The 501-nt window shown below is 52.5% G+C and carries 1 protein-coding gene; it reads right to left on the reverse strand.

Translation table 11 applies throughout. The features are described 5' to 3' along the window. The coding region (locus IEV84_RS16700) for an RlpA-like double-psi beta-barrel domain-containing protein (protein WP_188495884.1) at nt 1–501 on the reverse strand (501 nt) is incomplete at both ends.

Consider the following 501-nt stretch of genomic DNA (forward strand, 5'->3'; position numbering starts at 1 on the left):
CTTGTCCGTTGAGGTAGTTGTTGCTCTGCCAGTTCTGTCCCCAGTTCCTTGACATGGATTGCCAACCACCCTTGGAGCCTTTGATCGAAACCGAGTGCACATCTCCTGCTCCTGCAACGTTTGTGATCAAAACCAAGTTGAAGTAGGAGTGCCCGTTGATTGTGAATCTGATCCCTCCCTTTTTCACACAAGCAACTCTTCTGAATGAGACGGGGACGATACCAGCGCGGTACTGAGCAATTTGCAAGAAGGCAGGCTCGGCCAAATCGAAGTGCTGGAGGGGAGGGTTGCACCAGCCACCGTTGTCATTGGCCTGAGCAAAGTTGGGAGGGCAGAAGTTGGTGGCGGTGACGATGATGCTTCCGGGAAGGCACCATCTAGGGTCATTGTCACATCGCATTTCGTAGCAAGACCCGCAGCTCAAGCCATCGTTGAACAGAGCTGTGCTTAGTGCTGCAGTGTTGGTTCCATACCCTTGGCTGTACAAGTTTCCATATCCAC

Origin of the sequence: Flavobacterium palustre, assembly GCF_014639535.1 — a bacterium.
GTDB classification, from domain to species: domain Bacteria; phylum Bacteroidota; class Bacteroidia; order Flavobacteriales; family Flavobacteriaceae; genus Flavobacterium; species Flavobacterium palustre.